Origin of the sequence: Halomonas alkalisoli, assembly GCF_021412585.1 — a bacterium.
In the GTDB taxonomy this organism is placed as follows: Bacteria; Pseudomonadota; Gammaproteobacteria; order Pseudomonadales; family Halomonadaceae; genus Halomonas; species Halomonas alkalisoli.
The window spans coordinates 1-2,576 of sequence record NZ_JAKCMI010000036.1; the positions used below are offsets into that span (position 1 = coordinate 1).

The 2,576-nt window shown below is 65.4% G+C and carries 2 protein-coding genes; both read right to left on the reverse strand.

Translation table 11 applies throughout. The features are described from left to right. On the reverse strand, positions 1–1,511 hold a 1,511-nt coding region (locus tag LY622_RS16170; RefSeq protein WP_234291838.1), incomplete at its 3' end, for an electron transfer flavoprotein-ubiquinone oxidoreductase. Between the two features lie 58 nt (positions 1,512–1,569). Continuing rightward, on the reverse strand, positions 1,570–2,511 hold the full coding sequence (locus LY622_RS16175) for an electron transfer flavoprotein subunit alpha/FixB family protein (RefSeq protein WP_234291837.1): 942 nt from the start codon (positions 2,509–2,511) through the stop codon (positions 1,570–1,572). Positions 2,512–2,576 lie beyond the last annotated feature (65 nt).

Genomic DNA, 2,576 nt, shown 5'->3' on the forward strand with positions numbered 1-2,576 from the left:
ACCTCATAGACACCCGCCGGACAGTAGCGCTGGGCCGGCTCGGCATACTTGGGCAGGTTCTCGCGGATCGGTAGCTCCGGATCCTTGAGCTTCAGATGACAGGGCTGGTCTTCCTCGTGGTTGGTGTTCGACAGGAACACCGAAGAGAGCTTGTCGAAGGAGAGCTTGCCGTCCGGCTTGGGGTAGTCGATCTTCTCGAACTCACTGGCGGGCTTGAGCGCCGCATGATCCGGCGTCGTGTCGTGGAGGTTGGGCAGCTTGCCGCCCAGCAGCTGATTGACGAAATTGTAGGCGCCGCCGCCCACGGTGCCGTACTTGTGGATCGCGGGGCCGAAGCTGGCGCTCTCCTTGAGTTCGGCGTAGGCCCAGCTCTGCTCCCACTTCTCGGTGAAGGCGGTGAGTTCCTGGCCGCCCTCATCGCCAGACGCGATGGCCTCGAAGATCGCCTCGGCCGCCACCAGGCCCGACTTCATGGCGGTATGCAGGCCCTTGATCTTGGCGAAGTTCAGGGTGCCGGCGTCGCAACCGATCAGCAGGCCACCGGGGAAGGTCATCTTCGGCAGGCAGTTCAGGCCACCCTTGGTGATGGCGCGAGCGCCGTAGGCGACCCGCTTGCCGCCTTCCAGGTGCTGCTTGAGCACCGGGTGATGCTTCATGCGCTGGAATTCGTCGAAGGGCGACAGCCAGGGGTTCTGGTAGGAAAGGTCCATGATCAGGCCGACCACCACCTGCTGGTTCTCGGCGTGATAGAGGAACCAGCCGCCGTGGGTGTCCTTTGCCAGCGGCCAGCCGGAGCCGTGCAGCACCAGGCCCGGCTCGTGCTTCTCGGCGGGGATATCCCACAGCTCCTTGAGGCCGATACCGTAGTGCTGCGGGTCACGCCCCTCGTCCAGCTTGAACTGTTCGATCAGCCGCTTGCCCAGATGGCCACGGGAGCCTTCGGCAAACAGGGTGTACTTGGCCCGCAGCTCCATGCCCGGCATATGGCTATCCTTTGGCGTGCCATCGGCCGCAACGCCCATGTCGCCGATCAGGATGCCCCGGACCGTGCCATCTTCGTCCTGGATCACGTCCTGGGCGGCGAAGCCGGGGAAGACCTCCACGCCGAGTCCTTCCGCCTGCTCGGCCAGCCAGCGGCAGAGGTTGCCGGCGCTGATCACGTAGCGGGCTGACTCTCCACCGTGGTTCTGGCCGCCGGTATTGTGCATGCTCTTGGGCACCAGGGCGTTGGGCAGCTTCTGGGCCTTCTCGGCATCCTTGAGCAGGTAGAGCTCGTCACGAATGGCCGGCGTGGTGAGCGGGGCGCCGCGCTCTTCCCAGTCGGGAAAGAGTTCGGCCAGGGCACGGGGTTCGAAGACGGCGCCCGAGAGGATGTGAGCCCCCACCTCGGAGCCTTTCTCCACCACACATACCGTCAGTTCCTGTTCCGCCTCATTGGCCTGCTGCATCAGGCGGCAGGCCGCCGCCAGGCCGGAGGGCCCTGCGCCGACAATCACCACATCGAACTCCATCGAATCGTGTTCTGCCACCTGCTCCTCCCGAGTACCGATTAGGGTCCAGACTGTCGTTTTACAGCTTCTGCTCGAGCTCCGGCAGGGCCTCGAAGAGATCGGCGACCAATCCATAGTCAGCCACCTGGAAGATCGGCGCCTCCTCGTCCTTGTTGATCGCCACGATCACCTTGGAGTCCTTCATGCCCGCCAGGTGCTGGATGGCCCCCGAGATGCCCACGGCGATGTAGAGCTCCGGCGCGACGATCTTGCCGGTCTGGCCCACCTGCATGTCGTTGGGCACGAAGCCGGCGTCCACCGCGGCGCGCGACGCGCCGATGGCCGCGCCCAGCTTGTCGGCGATGCCCTCGAGCAACTGGAAGTTCTCGCCGCTGCCCATGCCGCGGCCGCCGGAGATCACCACCTTGGCGGCCCCCAGCTCGGGGCGGTCGGACTGGGCCAGCGTCTCCTTGACGAAGCTGGACTGGGCGTTGTCGGCCACGAAGTCCACCGCTTCCACCGGGGCGCTGCCGCCACTTCCTGTTTCAACTTCAGCCACCGCATCGAAACCGGTGCTGCGCACGGTGATCACCTTGAGGGCGTCCTCGCTCTGCACGGTGGCGATGGCGTTGCCGGCGTAGATCGGCCGCTTGAAGGTGTCCGGGGCGTCGACGGCGATGATCTCGGAGATCTGCGCCACGTCCTTGAGCGCGGCGACGCGGGGCAGCACGTTCTTGCCGGTGGTGGAGGCCGCCGCCAGCACGTGGCCGTAGTCGCCGGCGAGTTCCGCGATCAGCGCCGCGGTGGGCTCGGCCAGCAGGTGGGCGTAGGCGGCGTGGTCGGCCACGCGCACCTTGGCCACGCCGTCGAGCTGGGCGGCGGCCTCGGCGATGGCAGCGACGTTCTCGCCGGCAACCAGGATGTCGATATCGCCGCCGATGGCTTTAGCTGCGGCGACCACGTGGGCAGTGGCGCCAGCGAGCTGGCCGTTGTGATGTTCTGCAAGTACCAGAATGCTCATGAAATCAGCTCCTGTTAAAGCCCTGTTTTAAAGACTGTTTTCAAAGCACTTTGGCTTCGTTCTTC

Coding starts and splice junctions, on each gene's coding strand:
- LY622_RS16175 (WP_234291837.1), bottom strand. CDS start 2,511: ATGAGCATTCTGGTACTTGCAGAACATCACAACGGCCAGCTCGCTGGC.